A 15887-nucleotide genomic window follows, 5' to 3' on the forward strand; every position below is an offset into this window, starting at 1 on the left:
GATGCCGGTGCGATTCCGTCCCGGGCAACCCCGCTTTACGGAAAGGACCGCCGGGATGACCACGTGGGAATACGTCACCGTGCCGCTGATCGTGCACGCCACCAAGCAGATCCTCGACCAGTGGGGTGAAGAGGGCTACGAGCTGGTGCAGGTGGTGCCAGGGCCCGACGGCAACGGCCTCGTGGCGTACATGAAGCGCCCCAAGGACTGACGGAAACCTCCGTCTCATCGACGAGAACACAGGAGTGATGGCAGTGGAAGCAGAGACCCGCATCAGCGATCTCGGTGTGGACAAGCGGCTCGCGGACCTGGGCCTGAGCCTCCCGGAGGTGGCCACCCCGGCCGGTGCCTACATCCCGGCGCTGCGCACCGGGAACGTCGTGCAGACCTCCGGGCAGCTCCCGCTCGTGGACGGCGCGCTGCCGGCCACCGGCCGCCTGGGTGCCGAGGTCAGCCTCGAGCAGGGATACGAGCTGGCGCGCCAGTGCATTCTGGGTGCGCTGGCCGCGGTGAAGTCCGTCACCGGTTCGCTCGATGACATCGCCCAGGTCGTCAAGGTCACCGGCTTCGTCTCCAGCGCGGTCGACTTCTACGACCAGCCCAAGGTGGTCAACGGCGCCTCCGAGCTGCTCGGCGAACTCTTCGGCGAGGCCGGCCGGCACTCCCGCTCGGCCGTGGGCGTCGCGGCGCTGCCGCTGAACGCACCCGTGGAGATCGAGCTCCAGGTGCTGCTGCGCGGCTGATCGCCATGTCACGTCCGCTGCGCCTCGTACGCGCCGCCAATCCGGGCCCGATGACACTGGAGGGCACCAACACCTATGTGCTCCTGGCCGATGACGCCTCCACCGCGCTGCTGATCGACCCAGGACCGGCGCTGGAGGACCACCGGCAGGCCTTCCTGCAAGCCACCGGCGGGGCGCGCATCGAGGGCATCGTGCTCACCCACCATCACGCGGATCACTCCGAGCTGCTCCAGACCGCCGACGACTGGGCTCCCGGTGTGCCGGTCTACGCCGCCGACGAGTCCTTCCAGCGTTACGCGCCGGCCCCCGGCCAGGGGCAGGAACTGGTATTCGGCCCCGGGCCGGGTGACCAGGTCGTCTTCGAGCTGACCCCCGGCCACACCCGGGACTCCTTGTGCCTGCTGTGGCGCGATGTGCTGTTCGCCGGTGACACGATCCTCGGCCGCGGTACCACGGTCGTGACCTATCCCGAGGGCACGCTGGCCGGGTACCTCGCGAGCCTGGACCGGCTGATCGGCCTGGCCGACTCCGGCAGGTTCACCGCCATCGCGCCGGGGCACGGCCCGTGGATCGACGCGCCGCTGGAGGTGCTGCACCACTACCGCAGCCACCGGCTGGAACGCCTCGACCAGGTCCGTGCCGCGCTCGACGCCGGCGCGGAAAACGCCGAGGACATCGTCCGGCAGGTGTACGCCGGGCTGGGCGAGGACCTCGTGCCGGCGGCCGTGCAGAGCGTCCGCGCCCAGCTGGAGTACCTGCGGCAGCAGGGCTGAACGAGCGCACAGCACACAGAAAAACGACGACACCCGGCGGGGAGATCTCCGCCGGGCGCCGTCGTCTGCTGCTTCAGCTGCTGGGCTTCTGCTGGGCCTCTACTGTCCTCTACCGGGCCCGGGCGGCCATCCGGTCCAGGTCGAGCAGGACGACGGCGCGCGCCTCCAGGCGCAGCCAGCCGCGCGCGGCGAAATCTGCCAGCGCCTTGTTCACGGTCTCGCGGGAGGCGCCCACCAGCTGGGCCAGTTCCTCCTGGGTCAGCTCGTGGGCGACGAGAACACCATCGGCGGCGGGCCGGCCGAACCGGTCGGCCAGGTCCATAAGCGCCTTGGCCACGCGGCCGGGCACATCGGAGAAGACCAGGTCGCCCACCGTGTCGTTGGTCTTGCGCAGGCGCTGCGCGAGTGCCTTGAGCAGGTTCAGGGAGGCATGAGGATGATCCCCCAGCCAGGTGACCAGGTTGGGGTGCTTGAGCGTCAGCAGCTCGGTCTCGGAGACGGCCGTGGCGGTCGCGGAGCGCACACCCGGGTCGAACAGCATGAGCTCGCCGAACATCTCGCCCGGGCCCAGCACGGACAGGAGGTTCTCGCGGCCATCCGGCGCGGTGCGCCCGAGCTTCACCTTGCCGGAGAGCACCAGGTACAGCTCGTCGCCGCTGTCGCCCTCGTGGAAGAGTTCAGTCCCACGGCGCAGAGTCAGCGGGGTCATCAGGTCCACCAGCGCTTTGATCGCCTCATCGTCGATGCCGGCGAACAACGTGGCGTTCTTCACGCTCTCGATATCCACGAAACCTCCCGTTAATAAAGCTCAACTACGGTAATCTACCGCGTCATCGGCGCCTTCACCATGCGCACGGTGTACGGATACGCTTGAGTCGTGCCCACAGTGCTTGAGAAGAGTGCCAGGAGATTCGCCACAGAGACGCCGCTGGGGCGCACCCGGCGGGCGCGGAAGATCCACCGGATCCTCACTGAAGTCTATCCGCATGCGCGGTGTGAGCTCGACTACGAAACGCCATTCCAGCTGCTCATCGCCACCGTGCTTTCCGCCCAGACCACGGATGTCCGGGTCAACTCGATCACTCCCGCCCTGTTCGCGGCCTACCCCGAACCGGCGGATCTGGCTGCCGCGGATCCGGCGCGGGTCGAGGAGATCGTCCGTCCCACCGGCTTCTACCGGGCCAAGGCGGCCAACATCATCGGCCTCGCCCAGGTGCTCGTGGACCAGCACGCGGGCGAGGTGCCGCCCCAGCTGGAGGCGCTCGTGCGGTTGCCCGGCGTCGGCCGGAAGACGGCTCACGTCGTCCTCGGCAACGCCTTCGACGTCCCGGGGCTCACGGTGGACACCCACTTCGGGCGGCTGGTGCGGCGCTTCGGCTGGACCCGTGAGGAGGACCCGGTGAAGGTGGAGCAGGCCATCGGCGAGCTGTTCCCCGCTAAGGACTGGACCATGCTCTCGCACCGCCTGATCTTCCACGGCCGGCGCATCTGCCATGCCCGCCGGCCCGCCTGCGGCGCCTGTCCCGTGGCGCAGCTGTGCCCGTCCTTCGGCACCGGGGAGCCCGATCCGGTCAAGGCCGCGCGGCTGCTGCGCTATGAGATGGCACCGGTGGAATGAGTGCACCGGAGGGCCTGCGGCGCCTGGTGGAGGCCCGCGGCCAGGAGAGCTGGCTGAGCCACCGGCCGGCCGGCGGCGGGGCACGGGAGGCGGGAGTGCTGCTGCTCTTCGGCCGCGGGACGGCGCCGCGCACCCCGGCGGGCCTTCAGGAGCGCGCACGGCTGGAACCGCTCGGCGCCGGCGATCTGGACATCCTGCTGCTGCAGCGCTCCACCGCGCTGCGGCACCATGCCGGGCAGGTCGCCTTCCCCGGCGGCGGGCTGGAGCCCGGCGACGCCGATATCGTGGCCGCGGCACTGCGGGAGGCCCAGGAGGAGACCGGGCTCGACCCGGCCGGTGTGGAGGTCGTCGGCGCTCTCGCCCCGGCGCACGTCCCGGTTTCCGGCTTCGACGTCACACCCGTGGTGGCGTGGTGGCGCCAGGAGAGCCCGGTACGGGCCGTCGACGCGGGGGAGACGGCCCGCGTGGCCCGCATCCCGGTGGCGGATCTGACCGCCCCGGAGAACAGGGGCCGCTACCGGCACCCGCGCGGAGTCGTCACCACCGCCTTCGATCCGGGAGTGTTCCAGGTGTGGGGATTCACCGCCATCGTGCTGGACTACGTGCTCGACCGGCTGGGCTGGACGACGGACTGGGACACCGGCCGCCGCATCGCGATCCCGCCGCCGTAAGAAGGCCGCAAAAGAAGAACGCCCCTGTTCCCTTCAGCCGGGAACGGGGGCGTCTTCTCGCACTTGTCTTCGCCTACCGCGGTCCTGCCGCCGCGGCGCTTCCGGACGCGTCCGCGATGCGGTGGACGGCGGGGGCTGGACCGCCTCAGCGCCGAGGTCCGCCGGGGTTCTTCAGCGCGCGGCGGAACGACGCGACGGCGCCCTTCGCCTCGGCGATCGCCGTCTTGGGCGTCGGGTTGGCGGACTTCAGGATCGGCACGGCGCTCACCACGAGGACCACGGCGACGATCGCCAGGGCGGCGAACACCACCAGGAAGCTCAGCCACCACGGCCAGCCGGCCCCCTCGTGCAGCGCGGCGACCACCGCGAACAGCGCCGCGAAGGCGCCGAAGTACAGGAACACGAGTCCGCCGATCGCCAGGCCGGCGCCGATGCCGAGTTTCTTGGCGCCCTCGGACACCTCGGCTTTGGCGAGCGCCTTGCTCTCGTTCGCCAGCGCCCGGGTGTCGGAGCCGATGTCCTTGATCAGCTGTGAGATCGAGCGCTCGGCCATGGGGGTCTCCTCTTGAGCTCTTGACGCCTACGGATCGGTCCCGCCCCTCGCCGGCTCCGTCCCCGGAGGGGCCGGAACCGCCGGGAGAGGCGCTTAGCCTCATCCTAACGGGCACCGCACCCGCCCCGCGGCGAAGGGGGCGGGTGCGGCCAGATGGACTCAGCTGCCCTTCTTCAGGTTCTCCTGGATCAGGTCCATCACGGAGGAGTCCGCCAGCGTGGTGGCGTCGCCGACCTCGCGGTTCTCGGCGACGTCGCGCAGCAGGCGGCGCATGATCTTGCCCGAGCGGGTCTTGGGCAGCTCGGAGACGACCAGGACGCGCTTCGGCTTGGCGATGGGCCCGATCTCCTGGCCGACGTGCTGCCGCAGCGCCTCGGTGATGCCCTCGTCCTCGGCATGGGAGGAGCGCAGGATCACGAACGCCACGACGGCCTGGCCGGTGGTCTCATCCGCAGCGCCGACCACTGCGGCCTCGGCGACCGCCGGATGGGAGACCAGGGCGGACTCGATCTCCGTGGTGGAGAGCCGGTGCCCGGACACGTTCATGACATCGTCCACCCGGCCCAGGAACCAGATGTCGCCGTCGTCGTCGCGGCGGGCGCCGTCGCCGGCGAAGTACATCCCCTCGAACGTCGACCAGTAGGTGTCCTTGAACCGCTGCGGATCCCCCCAGATGCCGCGCAGCATCGACGGCCACGGCTCCTTGACCACGAGGAAACCGCCGACGTTGTTCTCCAGCGGCTGGCCGGCGTCATCGACGACGTCCACCACGATGCCCGGCAGGGCGCGCTGGGCGGAGCCGGGCTTGGTGGCGGTCACGCCCGGCAGCGGGGAGATCATCAGCGCGCCGGTCTCGGTCTGCCACCAGGTGTCCACGATGGGTGCCTTGTCCCCGCCGATCACGCGGCGGTACCACATCCACGCCTCGGGGTTGATCGGCTCGCCCACCGAGCCGAGCACCCGCAGCGAGGACAGGTCGTACTTCTCCGGGATGTCGTCGCCCCATTTCATGGCGGCGCGGATCGCGGTGGGCGCGGTGTACAGGATGGTGACCTTGTACTTCTCCACGATCTCCCACCAGCGGCCGCGATGCGGGGTGTCGGGAGTGCCCTCGTACACCACCTGGGTGGCACCGTTCGCCAGCGGTGCGTACGTCAGGTACGAGTGCCCGGTGATCCAGCCGATGTCGGCGGTGCACCAGTAGACGTCCTTCTCCGGCTTCAGATCGAAGACGTTCTTGTGGGTGAACGCCGCCTGGGTCAGGTAGCCGCCGGTGGTGTGCAGGATGCCTTTCGGCTTCCCGGTCGTGCCGGAGGTGTAGAGGATGAACAGCGGGTGCTCGGAGTCGAAGCCCTGCGGGGTGTGCTCGGGGGAGGCCGGGTCGACCACCTCGTGCCACCACAGGTCCCGGGACTCGTCGAACTCGGTGTCCTGCCCGGTCCGCTGGACCACGAGGACCTTCTCCACGGTGGTCTCGGACTTCGCCAGCGCGGCGTCGACGGCGGGCTTGAGCGCCGAGGGCTTGCCGCGGCGGTAGCCGCCGTCGGCGGTGATGACCACCTTGGCCTCAGCATCGACGATCCTGCTGTGCAGCGCATCGGCGGAGAATCCCCCGAAGACGACGCTGTGGGTGGCGCCGAGCCGGGCGCAGGCGAGCATGGAGATCACGGCCTCGGGGATCATCGGCAGGTAGATGGCGACCCGGTCCCCGGCTGCGACGCCCAGCGAGGCCAGGGCGTTGGCGGCCTTGCTGACCTCGTCCTTGAGCTGCGCATAGGTCAGCGTACGGGTGTCGCCGGGCTCACCCTCGAAGTGGATGGCGACGCGCTCTCCGTTGCCGGCCTCCACATGCCGGTCCACGCAGTTGTACGCCACGTTCAGGGTGCCGCCGACGAACCACTTGGCGAAGGGCGCCTCGCTCCAGTCCAGGGTCTGCTCGAAGTCCCGTTCCCAGCTGATGAGCTCACGGGCCTGCTCGGCCCAGAACGCGAGCCGGTCCTGCTGGGCCCGCTCGTAGAGGTCCGCGCCGGCGACGGCTTCGCGGGCGAAGTCCTCCGGCGGGGGGAAGGTGCGATTCTCGTGGAGGAGGTTGCTCACGCCCTTGCTGTCCTCTGCCATGATGTTCTCCTTCTGACCCTGTCGTCGTTGACGTGTGATGTCATGTGACATGTGGCACAAGCCCGACTTTAGTGCGTGATCCGCAGATTTCACCATTCACCGTCATAGCGTCGCAACGTCCGGCGCGTGGCTCCGGGCCGGGCACGCCTTCGGTGCCTCACACCGGGGCCTCGGGCTGGTGAGGCGGACGTGATGGGAGAACGCCGTGCTGTGACGGTCCCGGCACAGTTCGCCGCCCGGAGATGCAGGTGCCGTTGCTAGTGTGAGGGGAGGAGCGCCGCCGGTAGGGTGGCGCGTACCGGCATCCCAGGACGATGAAGGGCGGATCATGAGCTCCCCGTACCAGCCTGACGGCCCGTATCAGGGTCAGAATCCCCAGCCGTACGGCTCCGCGCCGTATCCTCCCGGTCACGCTTCCGGCCAGCCAGCCGGCCCCGGCTCCCAGCCCGGCCAGTTCGGGCAGCAGGGGCAGTTCGGGCAGCAGGGGCAGTTCGGCGGTCCCGGGCCGCAGGCCGGCCAGTACGGCCAGCAGGATCAGCACGGTCAGCAGGGGGCCGCTCCGGGCGGCTATCCCGGGGGCTTCGGCGGTCCGGCTCAGCCGGGTCAGCCAGGTCAGCCCGGGCCCGGTCAGCCGGGTCAGCTCGGCCACCCGCCGCAGCAGAAGCAGCCGCGTAAGCCCGGTGAAGGCGTCCTGGGACCGTTCACCGTGCGCGAACTGCTGCTCATGGTGGCCGGTCTGCTGGCGATCGTGCCCCTGGTGAGCCCGATCATGCGCTTCGACTACCTCGGCAACACCTGGATCTGGGGCTGGGGCTCCAGCACGATGACGGTGCTGTTCCTGGGCGTGGTGCCGCTGCTGGCGACTGCAGTGCTGACGATCCTGGGCAAGACGGCCGGAATCAAGCGGATCGGCTCGTTCAGCGTGGACCAGACCGCCTCCGCGCTGGCGCTGGTGTCGTTCGCCGTGTCCTTCATCTTCCTGATCACCTCGGCCCAGTACTGGCACGTGGGGATGGTCTTCCTGTTCCTGGCGGGTCTGCTGGCGGTCTTCGCCGCGACCCTGACGATGATCCCGTTCTTCTCCGCGGAGCTCGAGGCACGACCGGGCGTCGACGCCCACCCCAAGGCGCGTCCCGCGGTCGTGGTGAAGCGCTCGCCCGCACCGGCCGCCCCCGTGCAGGGTGTGCCCGGCAGCTCCGGCCCGGGCCAGCACCAGGGCTTCGGCAGCGGTCCGGCTGCGTTCGGCTCCCAGCCGTACGGTTCCCAGTCCTACGCGGCCGGGTCGCAGCCCCAGAGCGGCTACGCGGCCTCGCAGCCGCAGGCTGATCACGCCGGGCCGCAGTCGTACGGTTCGCAGCCTTACGGTCAGCAGTTCGGTTCGCAGCCGGGCGCCCCCTACGGTGAGCCAGCGGGCTCTCAGCCGGCCCAGTCCGGCTCTCAGCCTGAGCCGTACTCCCCGCAGTACGGACAGGAGCCGGCCCAGCAGTACGCGCAGGAGCCGGCCCAGCAGTATGAGGCGGATACCGCGCAGCCGTACGGTTCGGGTCCGTCCGCCGGGTATGACGCGCCGCAGTACGGGCACGATGCCGCAGCCACTCAGCACTCCGCCGAGGAGGCGCAGGCCGCGTCCGCCGCTGACGAGGACGCCGCTATCGAAGCGGCGGGTGGCCAGCAGGCCGGAACCTCGACGGCTTTCGGGCAGCCGTCCGAGCCTGCCGGCGGAGAGGACGAGCAGACAGCGACCGCCGCGCCGTGGACCGCGTCGCAGCAGGGGACCGGCTGGGCCGGTTCCGGGCAGTATGCCGGTGCCGGTGAACAGGCGTCGGCGGACGAGGTCGCCTCGGCGGGAGGTACCGAGCCCGAGCCCGCCGAAGGTCCGGTCGAGGCGCACGTGGAGACTGCCGACGCGGGATCGCCGGAAGCCGCCGAGACCGTGCAGGCCCAGGCCAGCCCGTGGGCCGCCCCGGTGCCCGATGAGTACGCGGCGCCGCAGACCGGCATCGAGCAGGATGCCGCGGTTGCCCCGGCGGGAGCCGATGCGGCCCCTGCCGAGGTGGCATCGCAGGACGAGAGCGCGGAGCAGGGCGTGGCTCAGAGCTTCCCTGCGGATCAGGAGTCGCAGCCCGCGTCTGAGGGTCAGGAGAGCCAGTCGGAGCAGGTCAGCCCGTGGCTCGCGCCGGACCAGGAGGCCAGTGGGCAGGAGGCGGGGACGCGCCAGGACGAGACCGGCGGTCCCGCGGAGACCGCTCAGAGCCCGGCGGTGGGCCAGGAGGGCGAGCCGATCACCTACGCCACCTCCGATCTGGCTGCGGACCAGGGGCGCGGCGCTGAGCCTGAGTCCCACGAGCCCACTCAGGTGTTCTCACCGTTCCAGCTGTCAGAGGAGGCCCGCCGGGAGGTCTCGGCGCAGGAGACGGCACCCGATCAGCAGGCGGTGCCGGCGCAGGCGGAACCCGAGCCGGTCCAGCAGGAGGCACAGGCTCCGGTGCAGCAGGCGTTCTGGTTCGCGGTGCCCGAGCCACGGCCGGCATTCGATCCGCACACCGGCGAGCAGCTCTATGTGATCCAGCCCGGCGCCTGGTTCCTGGCGCTGCAGGATCACGGCGACCGGTTCACGGTGCGCAGTGAGACGGGGCAGGTTGCCGAGCTGCGGGACGTCTCCGGTATCCAGCGAGGCTGACAGTTGTGGACTGACGGTGCCGGCCGTTGAGCCGGCAGGTGCGGCGCCGCTCGTGTGTCGCCGGGCCCCTTGAGGGCGGTCCGGCCGGTTGAGGTGGCACAGAACGGCGGCGCCGCGCGGAAACGGATCAGGACCGCATCGGGCGTTTGGTGTCTTGTGGTCCGCCGCTCTACGCTTCGGCATCGTGCGCTCGGGCCAGTCCAGATCTGGGCGGGTTGTCCGTTGAGGACAGGAGGGACGGGGCGAGGTCCTACGCTCAGGCCAGCACGGACTTGGGCAGCCGGTGCACTGTGACGGCGCCGACCGGGCGCATCGGGTGCAGCGGGTCGGGCTGCTCGGAACCGGTGGGGCCGCCGAGTTCGGAGTGCGCCGCCGCGCTCATCACGACGTAGGCGTCCGCGGGGGACCAGCCGTGGTCCTTCACCAGGAAGTCGAACATGTCCTCATAACCCCGGGCGATGGACTCCTGCACCGGGTCGCCCAGTCCCACGAAGAGCCATTCTCCGCTGGTCTCCAGGCGCGGCGCGCGCAACGGGCGTGCCTTGAGGAGATCGATCGTGACGACGGCGGTCCCGGCCGCCTCGATCGCCACGAAGGAGGACTCACCGCGGGCCATCACCGCGTGAATGTCGCCGAGGGACAGGAGCGCACCGTCCACCTCGATGGGGAGATGCACCGTCGTTCCCGGGGCGCAGTCGGTCAGGTCCATGTTCCCGCCGCCGGCATAGCTGGGCATCACCGTGGAGGCGCTGCCTTCCGCCGGCGCCGTGCCGATGCAGCCGATCATCGGCGCCACCGGGACGCTGATGGTCTCGGTGAGCTGCGCGAATCCGTCCTCCAGCGGCACTCGCCGGGTCATCGGCTCCCCGCCCATCCTGCGCTGCAGCGCACCGACCGCGGGTAAGTACACCGACCAGCCGTGCTCGCCGAGCACGATGTCGTGCACCGTGACGGTGAGGGTATCGCCGGGCTCGGCGCCCTCGACGTACACCGGGCCGGTCACCGGGTTCACCTGCTCGGTGACCCGGTCGAGCGCCTGCAGCTCGTGCAGCTGCGCGTACCAGGCGTCCGAGGTCTGGAACCCGATGCGTTCACCGGTCCCGGGCGCTATCCGCAGCACCGGCTCCTCGTCGGCGCGGAACGCGCCCTTCCCCAGCTCCTTGCCGAGCAGATGGTCCACGGTCATGTCCCGGTCCCTCCTCGTATCGTCGTCTTCGGCGGTTCAGGTCGTCTTACGTTCCACGCCGCCCCTCGGGTGACTCGCTCAGCCGAGGGGCAGCTGGATCAGGCGGTCGTCATCGGCGCCGGGATCGCCCCGGCCGTCGGTATTGCCGGTCAGCAGCCACGCCGAGCCCTCCGGCCCCGCCACCACGTCCCGGATGCGGCCGTACTCCCCGGTGATGAGCGCCTCGGCGCCGTCCTCGCCCTCGGAGGTCTCCGCATCCGCGTCCACGGGCACGGACCACAGCCGTTCCCCGCGCAGCGAGGCCACCAGCACCCGGTCGCCGACGACGGCGATGCCGCTGGGGCTGGCCTCCGCGGTGGCCCATTGGTGCACGGGGTCGATGAACTCCGTGCCGCCGCCAGCCCCTTCGGTCTGTGGCCAGCCGTAGTTGCCGCCGGGTTCGATGAGGTTGAGCTCGTCCCAGGTGGCGGCGCCGAACTCCGAAGCCCAGAGCCGGTCCTCGGCGTCCCAGTCCAGGCCCTGCACATTACGGTGCCCCAGGCTGTACACCGGCGAATCCGGGAAGGGGTTGTCCTCCGGCGCTGAGCCGTCCGGATTCACCCGCAGGATCTTCCCGGCCAGCGACTCCGGGTCCTGGCTGGCCTCGGGCGTGCCGGCGTCTCCCGTGCCGATGTAGAGCAGGCCATCGGGTCCGAACGCGATCCGTCCGCCGTTGTGGGTAGTGGACTTCGGGATGCCCTCGACGATCGTCTCCGGTTCGCCGAGCCGCGGGGCCCCGCTGCCGTGCGCGTCCATGGGGAAGACGAGGACGCGGTTATCCTCCGCGGCGGTGAGATAGGCGACGAGGGTGCTGTGCTCCGCATCGGCGGCCAGCCCGAGCAGGCCTCCCTCACCGCCGGGGACCGCGTCGGGAACCTCGGCTACCTCGTGCTGCTGGCCCTCCGCGTCGAGCATGACGATGCGTGCCTCGTCTCGCAGCGAGACGAGCGTGCGGTCCTCGTCCAGACGCTGCAGTGACCACGGCACGTCCAGGCCGGTGGCCAGGACGACGGGTTCCTCCGGGATGGCGCTCTCCGGAGTTTCCGCCGCGGGCTGCGTGGTGGCCACGGTAGCGCCCTCGTCCGGTGTCTCTCCCTCGCCCGGCGTGCACGCGGCCAGCCCGAGCGAGACGGCTACTACCGGGACGGCGGTGCGGACTGCTGTGCGGCGCATGTCTTCCATGCTCTCGCGTTCAGCGCGGCAAGGCCAGGGTGGGGCTGGTCAGGGGAGCACGGGAGCACAGGAACACGGGAGCAGAGGAGCAGGGGAGCAGGGGAGGGCGCGAGACCCCGTAGGCATGTCGCGCGTCCTGCCGGGATGAGTGGCGGGGTACGCCGGGGAATCCGGCACGCCCGGAGACCTTAGGACGGCTGGATGTGCCCGGGAGCTCCGGTCGGCGAGGACCGTCGTGCGGCTCCCGTCAGAGACTGGAAAATAGGTACGTGACCAGACCTGTGACACGGGCTTCCGTACTGCGTGCCTGCCGGGCGGCCGCTCTTGCCTGCATGATCGTGCTCGCCCCCGCATCGGCGTCCGCCCTTCCGGAGACCTCGGAGGCCGCCACCGCGCGGACAGCGGCCACGCAGACGCCCGCCGAGGTAGAAACGGAACCCATCGAGGCGGCCTTGGGCCACGCCTACCGGCAGACCGTCACCTACGAGGTGATCACGCGAGGGGAGATCACCGCGGACGTCGATGAGTTCAGGGCACAGGCCGCGCAGACCCTTGCCACCCATTACGGCTGGCGGACGCTCGGCCTGCTATTCGAAGAGGTGGACTCCGGCGGCGATTTCACCCTCGCCCTGAGCGCGGACGCTCAGGTGCCGTCCTTCGGCGGGGCCTGTACCACGTTCTACAGCTGCCGCTCGGGCGACTACGTGGTGATCAACCAGGACCGCTGGCTGAACGCCACACGGTCCTGGGAGGCGGCGGACGGCTCCCTGCGCGACTACCGGCACATGGTCGTCAACCATGAGGTCGGCCACTGGCTGGGGCACGGGCACCGCGGCTGCGCCGGCCCAGGCGAGCCGGCCCCGGTCATGATGCAGCAGTCCAAGGGCCTGGACGGCTGCGCGCCCAATCCCTGGCCGCTGCCGGACGAGCAGTTCTCCTCGAACCTGGGCATCGAGAGGTTCGCGGGCTGAGCCGGGGTTCGGGCATGCTGACTGCTTCGGGTGGGCGCTGAGCACTCAGCACTGCCCCGCAACGCCGAACGCCGGCGGGGAGTCAGATGTCCCCGCCGGCGTTCACGTTCGCTCGGCCCCGGCAGCCGGGCCGCCGGGCGATGGTCAGCCTGGTAGCCGGGCAATGATCAGGCGATCAGCCAAGTAGTTCCAGCCGGGCCGCCGGGCAGTTCTGGCTCAGAGGCTGCCGAGCGCCGAGTCGATCAGCTCCAGGCCACGCGTGGCCTCCTCATCGGTCACGACGGCCGGCGGCACGACGTGCAGGCGGTTGTCCGCGGTGAAGGGCAGCAGGCCGTCCGCGATGAGCTTCTTCTTCAGCGCTCCGATGCCGGACGCGGCCAGCGGCTTCTTCGTGGCGCGGTCCTCGACCAGCTCGAGCGCCCAGAAGACGCCGGTGCCGCGGACCTCGCCGATCACGTCGTGCTTCTCGGCCAGTTTCGCCAGGCCCGGTCCGAGGACGTCCTGACCGATCCGCTTGGCGTTCTCCACGATGCCCTCGCGCTCGAAGGCCTCGATGGACGCCACGGCGGAGGCGGCCGCCAGCGGGTGGCCGGAGTAGGTCAGCCCGCCGGGGAACACGCGCTCGTCGAAGGCGTGGGCGATCTCGCTGGAGACGATCACGCCGCCGAGCGGCACGTAACCGGAGTTGACGCCCTTGGCGAAGGTGATGAGGTCCGGCACCACGTCCTGTCCCTGGAAGGCGAACCATTCGCCGGCACGGGCGAACCCGGCCATGACCTCGTCGAGAATCAGCACGATGCCGAACTCGTCGGCGATCTTCCGCACCCCGGCCAGATAGCCCGGCGGCGGCACCAGGATGCCGGCGGTGCCGGGAATGGACTCCAGCAGGATCGCGGCGACCGACTGGGGACCTTCGACCTCGACGACGCGGCGCAGATGGTGCAGGGCGCGCTCGCACTCCTGCTCCTGGGTCTCGGCCCAGAACTCGCTGCGGTAGAGGTAGGGACCGAACACGTGCACGTGCCCGGTCGCGTACTCGTTGGGGACCCGCCGCCAGTCGCCCGTCGCGACGATCGCGGCGCCCGTGTTGCCGTGGTACGAGCGGTAGCGGGAGATGACCTTGTCCCGGCCGGTGACCTGGCGGGCCATGCGGATGGCGTTCTCATTGGCGTCGGCGCCGCCGTTGGTGAAGAAGACCTTCTCGAACTTCTCCGGGGTGTGCCGCAGGATCGCCTCGGCGGCCTCGGCACGGATCTCGCTCGCGTGGGCCGGGGCGACGGTCGCCAGCTGTGCGGCCTGCTTCTGGATGGCCTCGACCACGGCCGGGTGCTGATGGCCGATGTTCACATTGACGAGCATGCTGGAGAAGTCCAGATACTCCTTGCCGTCGTGGTCCCAGACCCGGGTGCCCTCGCCGCCGGCCAGCGGAAGCGGGTCGAGCGATCCCTGGGCGGACCAGGAGTGGAAGACGCTGGAACGGTCGCGCTTGGATACAGAGGCGTTGTCTGCCATATGGAAGTCCTTTCTCTCCACCCTCATTCTCCGCCCCTCGGGTACCCACGCGCGACTGGACATCTGGCGGGGTAGAGTCCGTCTCAGAGGACGAGTGTCTAGCGACGCGGCGTGCGCGCCGGAGAGGAGCATCGCGTGCCGGTGACATTGCAGGCGCTCCTGGCCGAGCGCAGATTCCGGCTCCGCCTGGCGACACCGGCCGGGGAACTGCCGGATGAGGCTCTGAGCGTGCCGATCAGCTGGGTGCACAGCTCCGATCTGGAGGACCCGACCCCCTTCCTCGACGCCGGCCATCTGCTGCTGACAGACGGCACCCAGTTCCCGGTGGAGCAGACGGCGCCGGAGTTCTACGAGCAGTACGCCCAGCGCCTGGTGGACCGCGGCATCCGCGGGCTCGGCTTCGCCACCCAGGTGGTGCACGGTCACCTGCCGGACGCGGTCCGACAGGCGTGCCGGAGGATGCGGCTGCCGCTGTTCGAGGTCCCCGAGCGCATTCCCTTCATCGCGATCATCCAGCATGTGGCCGAGGCGAACGCCGCGGAGCAGAACGCGCGGATGTCGTGGCTGCTCACCGCGCAGCGCGCCATCGCCCGGGCCGCCCGGCGGCCGGACTCGCTGCCGGCCATCCTGGGGGAGCTGGAGCGGCAACTCGATAGCTGGGTGGCGCTGTTCGACGCCGCCGGCGAGCCCGTGCACCTGCCGAACCTGCGCTCCGCACCCGCGCGCTCCCTGCCGGCGCTGCGGCGGGAGGTCCAGGCGTCGCTGGCCCGCGATGTCCAAGGGCTGTGGCGGATCGAGAACGAGGAACTGGCCGTCACCTTCCAGACCATCGGCCGGCGGGGGAGCATGCGCGGGGTGCTGGCGATCGGCCGCGGCGATCCCCTGGACATCGCCAGCAATGAGCTGGTGGGCAGCGTGATCGGCTTCGCCAGCGTGGCGCTGGATCATCACCGGAGCCTGGACGCCGCTCGCGGGTCGCTGCGCTCGGCGGTGCTCGAGCTGCTGCTCCAGGGTAGCCCGGAAGCGGCGGCCCGGGTGGCGCGACCGGTCTGGGGGAGCTTGCCCGGCGGTACCGTGCACCTGGTCTCGGCGCTGTCCGCTGTGCCCCCGGAGGGAGAATCCCACCGGCCGCGGCATCCGGTCCGGGGGCTCGAAGGGCTCGTGATGCCCGGGGCCAGCGCGCGGCGGCGCTTCCACGCCGTGCTGGACGGGGAGGTCGTGGTGGTCTGCGTCCCGGACGAGCTTCCGCAGGTGCTGGACCTGCTCCGGCGGCACGAGGTGGTCGCCGGAATCTCCGGTCCCGTGCCTGCGCAGCACTGCGCCCAGGCGCTGCGCGAGGCCCGCCGCGCCCGCGAATGGGCCGCGCAACACGGCCGCGAGAGCGCATTCATCGACGAGTTCGCTCGTGCCGGTGTGCTGGGGATGATTCCCGATGCGGACGCCCGCCTTTTCGCCGGCAGGCTGTTGAGCCCGCTGCGGGAGACCGGGCGGAAGGACGGGGCGGAACTGCTGGAGACGGCGCGCGTGTGGCTGAAACACGAGTGCGCCTGGAACGCCGCCGCCGCGGAGCTGGGGCTGCACCGGCACAGCCTGCGAAACCGGATCGACGCCCTCGGCAGGCTGCTGGAACTGGATCTCGGCACGATCGCGGGCCGTTTCCAGCTGTGGGCGGCACTGCAGGCGGCGGACGAGGAATAGCCGGACGCGAACGGCGCCCCGTCCCGCCAGATGCGGGACGGAGCGCCGTTCAGGGGGCCGTGTGCACCGCCCGGAAGGTTACGCGCGTGGTTTAGGTGTTGGCGGGGAAGCCGAGGTTGATGCCCTCGGGGTCGGCTGCCGGGTCCGGCCAG

Annotated in this window: 14 protein-coding genes; 8 read left to right on the forward strand and 6 right to left on the reverse strand. The window is 70.7% G+C overall.

Features of this window, described 5'->3' with window-relative positions; all coding sequences use genetic code 11:
* Positions 1-55: 55 nt before the first annotated feature.
* From sp36 to IEW13_RS14330, 3 genes are read left to right on the forward strand one after another with little or no spacing between them, the layout of a single operon-like run.
* Positions 56-211, forward strand: coding sequence for a Sp36 family protein (gene sp36 / locus IEW13_RS14320; RefSeq protein WP_188551597.1), 156 nt, complete (start codon positions 56-58; stop codon positions 209-211).
* Positions 212-248: 37 nt separating this feature from the next.
* Positions 249-743, forward strand: coding sequence for a RidA family protein (locus tag IEW13_RS14325; protein ID WP_188551598.1), 495 nt, complete (start codon positions 249-251; stop codon positions 741-743).
* Between the two features lie 5 nt (positions 744-748).
* Positions 749-1516 carry an MBL fold metallo-hydrolase gene (locus IEW13_RS14330; RefSeq protein ID WP_188551599.1) on the forward strand — a complete coding sequence of 256 codons (768 nt, stop codon included), beginning with the start codon at positions 749-751 and terminating at the stop codon, positions 1514-1516.
* Positions 1517-1625: 109 nt separating this feature from the next.
* On the opposite strand, the gene IEW13_RS14335 is transcribed toward IEW13_RS14330, so the two are convergent.
* Positions 1626-2303, reverse strand: a complete 678-nt coding sequence (locus IEW13_RS14335; protein ID WP_188551600.1) for a Crp/Fnr family transcriptional regulator — start codon at positions 2301-2303, stop codon at positions 1626-1628.
* Positions 2304-2393: 90 nt separating this feature from the next.
* On the opposite strand from IEW13_RS14335, the gene nth reads away from it, so the two are divergent.
* Together nth and IEW13_RS14345 are read left to right on the forward strand one after the other, a co-directional pair.
* Positions 2394-3134 (forward strand): endonuclease III, encoded by a 741-nt coding sequence (nth, locus tag IEW13_RS14340; RefSeq protein ID WP_188551601.1) that lies wholly within the window; start codon positions 2394-2396, stop codon positions 3132-3134.
* Positions 3131-3805 (forward strand): NUDIX hydrolase, encoded by a 675-nt coding sequence (locus IEW13_RS14345; RefSeq protein WP_188551602.1) that lies wholly within the window; start codon positions 3131-3133, stop codon positions 3803-3805. Before nth ends, IEW13_RS14345 begins: the two co-directional genes overlap by 4 nt.
* Positions 3806-3950: 145 nt before the next feature.
* Here the strand turns inward: IEW13_RS14345 and IEW13_RS14350 are convergent, their stop codons facing one another.
* Positions 3951-4358: a phage holin family protein gene (locus IEW13_RS14350; RefSeq protein WP_188551603.1), complete on the reverse strand. Its 408-nt coding sequence runs from the start codon at positions 4356-4358 to the stop codon at positions 3951-3953.
* Positions 4359-4517: 159 nt separating this feature from the next.
* Positions 4518-6476: an acetate--CoA ligase gene (gene acs, locus IEW13_RS14355; protein WP_188551604.1), complete on the reverse strand. Its 1959-nt coding sequence runs from the start codon at positions 6474-6476 to the stop codon at positions 4518-4520.
* A 328-nt stretch (positions 6477-6804) separates the two neighbouring features.
* Here acs and IEW13_RS14360 point away from each other — a divergent pair, with 328 nt between their 5' ends.
* Positions 6805-9156, forward strand: coding sequence for a hypothetical protein (locus tag IEW13_RS14360; protein WP_188551605.1), 2352 nt, complete (start codon positions 6805-6807; stop codon positions 9154-9156).
* A gap of 256 nt (positions 9157-9412) precedes the next feature.
* Here the strand turns inward: IEW13_RS14360 and IEW13_RS14365 are convergent, their stop codons facing one another.
* Both IEW13_RS14365 and IEW13_RS14370 read right to left on the reverse strand, forming a co-directional pair.
* Positions 9413-10342 (reverse strand): acetamidase/formamidase family protein, encoded by a 930-nt coding sequence (locus IEW13_RS14365; RefSeq protein ID WP_188551606.1) that lies wholly within the window; start codon positions 10340-10342, stop codon positions 9413-9415.
* A 78-nt stretch (positions 10343-10420) separates the two neighbouring features.
* Positions 10421-11554 carry a PQQ-dependent sugar dehydrogenase gene (locus IEW13_RS14370; RefSeq protein WP_188551607.1) on the reverse strand — a complete coding sequence of 378 codons (1134 nt, stop codon included), beginning with the start codon at positions 11552-11554 and terminating at the stop codon, positions 10421-10423.
* A gap of 269 nt (positions 11555-11823) precedes the next feature.
* On the opposite strand from IEW13_RS14370, the gene IEW13_RS14375 reads away from it, so the two are divergent.
* Positions 11824-12525, forward strand: a complete 702-nt coding sequence (locus tag IEW13_RS14375; protein ID WP_188551608.1) for a DUF3152 domain-containing protein — start codon at positions 11824-11826, stop codon at positions 12523-12525.
* A gap of 216 nt (positions 12526-12741) precedes the next feature.
* On the opposite strand, the gene IEW13_RS14380 is transcribed toward IEW13_RS14375, so the two are convergent.
* Positions 12742-14037 carry an aspartate aminotransferase family protein gene (locus IEW13_RS14380; protein WP_188551609.1) on the reverse strand — a complete coding sequence of 432 codons (1296 nt, stop codon included), beginning with the start codon at positions 14035-14037 and terminating at the stop codon, positions 12742-12744.
* 135 nt (positions 14038-14172) lie between these two features.
* Between IEW13_RS14380 and IEW13_RS14385 the strand changes: the two genes are divergently transcribed.
* Positions 14173-15735 (forward strand): PucR family transcriptional regulator, encoded by a 1563-nt coding sequence (locus tag IEW13_RS14385; protein ID WP_188551610.1) that lies wholly within the window; start codon positions 14173-14175, stop codon positions 15733-15735.
* Positions 15736-15887 lie beyond the last annotated feature (152 nt).

Source organism: Sediminivirga luteola, assembly GCF_014639315.1.
Classification (GTDB): Bacteria; Actinomycetota; Actinomycetes; order Actinomycetales; family Brevibacteriaceae; genus Sediminivirga; species Sediminivirga luteola.

Excerpts from the sequence above, each read along its gene's own strand:
- sp36 (WP_188551597.1), top strand. The coding sequence starts at position 56 with ATGACCACGTGGGAATACGTCACCGTGCCGCTGATCGTGCACGCCACC.
- IEW13_RS14325 (WP_188551598.1), top strand. The coding sequence starts at position 249 with ATGGCAGTGGAAGCAGAGACCCGCATCAGCGATCTCGGTGTGGACAAG.
- IEW13_RS14330 (WP_188551599.1), top strand. The coding sequence starts at position 749 with ATGTCACGTCCGCTGCGCCTCGTACGCGCCGCCAATCCGGGCCCGATG.
- IEW13_RS14345 (WP_188551602.1), top strand. The coding sequence starts at position 3,131 with ATGAGTGCACCGGAGGGCCTGCGGCGCCTGGTGGAGGCCCGCGGCCAG.
- IEW13_RS14350 (WP_188551603.1), bottom strand. The coding sequence starts at position 4,358 with ATGGCCGAGCGCTCGATCTCACAGCTGATCAAGGACATCGGCTCCGAC.
- acs (WP_188551604.1), bottom strand. The coding sequence starts at position 6,476 with ATGGCAGAGGACAGCAAGGGCGTGAGCAACCTCCTCCACGAGAATCGC.
- IEW13_RS14360 (WP_188551605.1), top strand. The coding sequence starts at position 6,805 with ATGAGCTCCCCGTACCAGCCTGACGGCCCGTATCAGGGTCAGAATCCC.
- IEW13_RS14365 (WP_188551606.1), bottom strand. The coding sequence starts at position 10,342 with ATGACCGTGGACCATCTGCTCGGCAAGGAGCTGGGGAAGGGCGCGTTC.
- IEW13_RS14370 (WP_188551607.1), bottom strand. The coding sequence starts at position 11,554 with ATGCGCCGCACAGCAGTCCGCACCGCCGTCCCGGTAGTAGCCGTCTCG.
- IEW13_RS14380 (WP_188551609.1), bottom strand. The coding sequence starts at position 14,037 with ATGGCAGACAACGCCTCTGTATCCAAGCGCGACCGTTCCAGCGTCTTC.